General features: G+C 67.4%; 7 protein-coding genes. 6 read left to right on the top strand and 1 reads right to left on the bottom strand.

What is annotated here, in order from left to right:
• From ABSF49_RS20750 to ABSF49_RS20740, 3 genes are all read left to right on the top strand, one after another.
• Positions 1-922, top strand: a 922-nt coding sequence (locus ABSF49_RS20750) for a sodium:solute symporter family transporter (RefSeq protein ID WP_424114535.1), incomplete at its 5' end; no start/stop codon positions are given.
• A gap of 212 nt (positions 923-1,134) precedes the next feature.
• A complete protein-coding gene (locus ABSF49_RS20745) occupies positions 1,135-1,698 on the top strand; it encodes a Yip1 family protein (protein ID WP_424114534.1) in 564 nt (187 codons plus the stop codon).
• Between the two features lie 26 nt (positions 1,699-1,724).
• Positions 1,725-2,222 carry a mannonate dehydratase gene (locus ABSF49_RS20740; RefSeq protein ID WP_424114533.1) on the top strand — a complete coding sequence of 166 codons (498 nt, stop codon included), beginning with the start codon at positions 1,725-1,727 and terminating at the stop codon, positions 2,220-2,222.
• Between the two features lie 22 nt (positions 2,223-2,244).
• Here the strand turns inward: ABSF49_RS20740 and ABSF49_RS20735 are convergent, their stop codons facing one another.
• Positions 2,245-2,457, bottom strand: a complete 213-nt coding sequence (locus ABSF49_RS20735; RefSeq protein ID WP_424114532.1) for a hypothetical protein — start codon at positions 2,455-2,457, stop codon at positions 2,245-2,247.
• A 114-nt stretch (positions 2,458-2,571) separates the two neighbouring features.
• Here ABSF49_RS20735 and ABSF49_RS20730 point away from each other — a divergent pair, with 114 nt between their 5' ends.
• From ABSF49_RS20730 to ABSF49_RS20720, 3 genes are all read left to right on the top strand, one after another.
• Positions 2,572-3,300 (top strand): HAD family hydrolase, encoded by a 729-nt coding sequence (locus ABSF49_RS20730; protein ID WP_424114531.1) that lies wholly within the window; start codon positions 2,572-2,574, stop codon positions 3,298-3,300.
• An 80-nt stretch (positions 3,301-3,380) separates the two neighbouring features.
• Positions 3,381-3,629 carry a type II toxin-antitoxin system VapB family antitoxin gene (locus ABSF49_RS20725; RefSeq protein ID WP_424114530.1) on the top strand — a complete coding sequence of 83 codons (249 nt, stop codon included), beginning with the start codon at positions 3,381-3,383 and terminating at the stop codon, positions 3,627-3,629.
• Positions 3,626-4,027 carry a type II toxin-antitoxin system VapC family toxin gene (locus ABSF49_RS20720; RefSeq protein ID WP_424114529.1) on the top strand — a complete coding sequence of 134 codons (402 nt, stop codon included), beginning with the start codon at positions 3,626-3,628 and terminating at the stop codon, positions 4,025-4,027. The genes ABSF49_RS20725 and ABSF49_RS20720 overlap by 4 nt, the downstream gene beginning before the upstream one ends.
• Positions 4,028-4,115 lie beyond the last annotated feature (88 nt).

Here is a 4,115-nt window from a genome sequence, read left to right as displayed (position 1 = left end):
CAAGATCATGCTGCCCGGCGCCGCGGTCGCCAACCCGATCTCGGCGATCTCGCTCGGCATGGCGCTGATGTTCGGCACCGCCGGTCTGCCGCACATCCTCATGCGCTTCTTCACCGTCGGCAGCGCAAAGGAAGCGCGCAAGTCGGTGTTCTGGGCGACCACCTTCATCGGCTACTTCTACATCCTGACCTTCATCATCGGCTTCGGCGCGATCGTGATGGTCGGACCCAACGCGATCTATCATGTCGGCGGCGACATCGCCAAAGGCCTGCTGGGCGGCGGCAACATGCCGGCGATCCATCTCGCCCACGCGGTCGGCGGCGATCTGATGAAGGGCTTCATCGCCGCGGTGGCGTTCGCCACCATCCTCGCCGTCGTCTCGGGCCTGACGTTGTCGGGCGCGAGCGCGGTGAGCCACGACCTCTACGCCAGCGTCTTCCGCCACGGCAGGGTCGACGAAGCGGCGGAAGTGCGCGCCTCGCGCATCACCACGGTCGTGCTCGGCATCGTCGCCATCGTGCTCGGCGTCCTGTTCGAGAAGATCAACGTCGCGTTCATGGTTGGTCTCGCCTTCGCGGTCGCGGCCAGCGCCAACTTCCCAGTGCTGCTGTTGTCGATGCTGTGGAAGGGGCTGACGACCCGCGGCGCCTTCATCGGCGGCTTCGTCGGCCTGATCTGCGCGGTCGTGCTGACCGTCTTCAGCCCCGGCATCTGGGTCGCGGTGCTCGGCCTCTCCAAGGAGGGCGCCTGGTTCCCCTACACCTCGCCGGCCATCTTCAGCATGCCGCTCGCGTTCCTGTGCTGCTGGTTCTTCTCGATCACCGACAAGTCGGCGGCGGCCAATCGAGAGCGGGCGGCGTTCGACGCGCAATACGTGCGCTCGCAGACCGGCATCGGCGCCGAGAAGGCGGCCGCACACTAAAAGACAAGCGCCGCAAAGGCGAAGAATCGAAGGGGGGCGTCCGGCGCGGCTGGGCGCCCCTCTCATATTGAGGCCGTAGCAGGCGCGCCCGGCGGCGAGGAAATCTTCCCTGGGGCCCGTGCGGACGCCCCGTAGCGCCGCGCTCGGGCCCGGACTAACATGGCGTTCCGGCCGCTGGAGAGCGAATCAGCCGGCGCGAGGGGGAGGCCTTCATGAATCTGGTCGAGCGCGTCAAAGCCATTCTGCTGACACCGAAGACCGAATGGGCGGCGATCGACGGCGAGCCCGGCGATCCGCAATTGCTCTTCACCAATTACGTGGCGATCCTGGCGGCGATTCCCGCGGTCTGTCGCTTCATCGGCATGTCGATCGTCGGCCTGAACATGCCGATGGTCGGAACCTACCGGGTCGGAATCGTTTCCGGCCTCATTGGCGCGGTCGTCTATTACGTGCTGTCCCTCGTCATGGTCTACGTGATGGCGCTGATCATCGACGGGCTCGCTCCGACTTTCGGCGGTCAGAAGAGCCAGCCGAGCGCGATGAAGCTGGCGGTCTATTCGATGACGCCGGTCTGGCTGGTCGGCATATTCCTGTTGATCCCCGGCCTGGCCATTCTGGGAATCCTCGGTCTTTATGGGCTTTATCTATTCTGGCTCGGCGCGCCGCCGCTGATGAAGACGCCGGAAGACAAGTCGATCGCCTACACCGCCGCCGTGGTGGTGTGCGGCATCGTCATTTCGGTGATCGTCGGCGCGCTCGTGGCCGCCATCGCCTGAGCCGAGGCGCTCGCCGAGGCCGGATCATGCGTGAAACCTGGCGCTGGTTCGGCCCCGACGATCCCGTCTCGCTCGACAACGCCAGGCAGGCCGGCGCGGCGGGAATCGTCACCGCGCTCCGTCACATCACTGACGGCCGCGCCTGGAGCGACGACGAGGCGGCGGGACTGACCTGGGACGTCTGCGAGTCGATCCCGGTCTCCGCCGCGATCAAGCTGCGCCAGGGGCCGTACCGGCGCGACATCGACGCCTGGAAGGACAGCCTCGAGAGCCTCGTCCGCTCCGGCGTCGCGACTGTCTGCTACAACTTCATGCCGGTCGTCGACTGGACGCGGACGGACCTCGCCTATCCGACCGCGTCGAAGGGGCTAGCGCTGCGCTTCGACATGCCGGCCTTCGTCGCCTACGACGTCTTCGTCCTCGAGCGGCCGGGCGCCGAGACCGACTATTCCTGCGTCGGCCGGCTGAAGGGGCTCGCCGAGCCGCGCGGCGTGATGCGCGCGCTGCAGTGGCGGGCGGCGTGAGCGGGGGAATTCAGCGCCGCGATCACGAAGCGAGATCGAGCATCCGCCGCGGCGCGAGATAGCGCGAGCCGCGCTCGATCGATTCGCCCACTTCCAGATCGAATGCGGACGCGGGCAGATTGAGCTCCGCGGCGACGGCGGCGAGGCCGACGTCGCGATAGAGGCGCGACAACAGACGGCTGCGGCCGGCCGGGACTTCGACGACGTCCGGGGTGGCGGAGAGATCTTGACGCATGGAGAACACTCGACGCTTGTCGCGGGGCCACGGGCGGCGGCCAACAGCGACAAGTTGAGCGAAATCGGTTAAGGGCGATTTAAGCCGCCGCCCGGCGGGCTTTGGGGAAAAGCCTTGTCCGTTCCTTCGCCAGCGATCGTCGGCGTGCTGTTCGACAAGGACGGCACGTTCGTCGATTTCGACGCGACCTGGGGCCCGGCGACACACGCCATCATCCACGCGCTCGCCGGCGGCGATCCCGCGCTGATGCGCGCGCAGGCCGAGGCGCTGCGCTTCCGGCTCGACGAAAAGCGCTTCGCCCCGACTTCGCCGCTGATCTCGGGCTCGTCGGCGAGCTACGGCGCATTGTGGGGCGAAGCCCTCGGCCGCAGCGACATCGCCGCCTTGAAGCGCGAGATCGACGCGCTGGCGGAGATCGAATCGTTGAAGGCGCTGACGCCGATCGGCGAGCCGGCGGCGGCGCTCGGCGCGCTCAAGGCGATGGGGCTGAGGCTCGGCGTCGCCACCAACGATGCCGAGTCGAGCGCGCGCCGGCAGATCGAAGCGCTCGGGCTCGACGAGGCGATCGAGTTCGTCGCCGGCTACGATTCCGGCCATGGCGCCAAACCCGATTCCGGCATGGTGGTCGCGTTCGCGCGCCAGATCGGCGTCGCGCCGCAACGGATCGCGATGGTCGGGGATTCGCGCCACGACCTCGAGGCGGCGCGCGCCGCCGGCGCGCTGGCGGTGGCGGTGCTGAGCGGTCCGGCCGATCGCGCCGAACTCGCGCCGCTCGCCGACCACATCGTCGACGACATCGCCACCCTGCCGGCGCTGTTCGCCGGACTGAACAATGCGATTTGACAGGAGAGCGGATGGGGAAACCCTCAGCTTGCCGTCATCGTCCGCAGGTAGTATGGTAGAATGAGATGGGAGAATGGTAGATGTCTCTCAACATCAAGAACGAGGAAGCGCATCGGCTGGCGAGCAGGCTCGCTCGGTTGACCGGCGAGAGCCTGACTGACGCCGTGACACGCGCGCTGCGGGAGCGGCTGGATCGGGTTGAGGCGCCGAACGATCTGGCGCGCCAACTGCTCGAGATCGGTCGTGACTGCGCTGGCCGTCTCGACGAGCCTTACCGTACGATCGCGCACGGCGATCTGCTCTATGACGAACGCGGCTTGCCGCGATGATCGTCGACGCCTCAGCCGTACTCGCCATATTGCGCGACGAGCCCGACGCCGCCTTCTTCGCCGGCGCGCTCGCCGACCGCGCGGTCGCGCGCCGCATGTCGGCGGCGAACTACCTCGAGGCGGCGATCGTCATCGACTCGGCGAAGGAGCCCGTCGCTAGCCGCCGCTTCGACGATCTTGTCGCCCGGGCAAAGATCGCCGTCGAAGCGGTGACGGCCGACCACGCCGCGATCGCCCGCGGCGCCTATCGCGACTACGGCAAGGGCGGCGGACATCCCGCCCAACTCAATTTCGGCGATTGCTTCGCTTACGCGTTGGCGCGCTCGTCGGGCGAGCCGCTGTTATGCAAAGGCGACGACTTCGTTCACACCGACATCGTCGTCCGCCGGCCGGTCTAACAGTCAAAATCTGACACTTGATTTCCGCGCTGACGGAGCGGAGTCGACCCCGTGCCGCCTTTCCGCCAGCGGCGCCCAATCGACTGAA

Source organism: Roseiarcus sp. (assembly GCF_049514155.1).
Lineage (GTDB): Bacteria > Pseudomonadota > Alphaproteobacteria > Rhizobiales > Beijerinckiaceae > Roseiarcus.
Note: the sequence above shows the minus strand (reverse complement) of the source record. Positions and strands in the feature narration are given on the sequence as shown.